The organism is Pseudomonas sp. Bc-h, from assembly GCF_002080045.1.
GTDB lineage: Bacteria > Pseudomonadota > Gammaproteobacteria > Pseudomonadales > Pseudomonadaceae > Aquipseudomonas.
The window spans coordinates 1-429 of sequence record NZ_MUIN01000046.1 but is presented as its reverse complement, the minus strand read 5'-3'; the positions used below and the strand labels follow the sequence as shown (position 1 = coordinate 429).

Sequence of the window (429 nt, the reverse complement as noted above, 5' to 3'; positions counted from 1 at the left end):
AAATGTTGCCGTGTTGCAAATCACCGTGCGCGATGCCTGCGTTTTGCATTTCTGCAACAGTTGACTGCCAATTATCGAGAAACCGTTTAAGTGAAGCTGGGTCGTTGAGATGCTTTTCTAGCCATGTCGTCAAAGAGATGCCGCTGCACCACTGCATTTTGAGCATGGGGAAATTTCGGTTGTGAATCTTTATTCCTTCTTCTTGCAGGTCAAATTCAACTGTTGATGATAAGCCGACTTTATGCAATTCCTCTTCTATGACTACATAGCGTTCGAGTGTTTCTGGCAAGTTGCGCAGAAAACAGCGAACAGCCCAATTGTTGCTGTCGGTGTTGATTTTGTACACGCTAGCGAACATGCCGCTGGCCACGCGGGGAAGTCCAAGTGCATCTGTGCTTACAGTGCCGTTAATTAAGTCGGGGTCGGAAA

At 47.1% G+C, this 429-nt stretch carries 1 protein-coding gene; it reads right to left on the bottom strand.

Translation table 11 applies throughout. From position 1 onward, the window contains the following. A partial coding sequence (locus BWR59_RS32545) for a hypothetical protein (protein WP_218191325.1) occupies window positions 1-429 on the bottom strand: 429 nt, incomplete at both ends.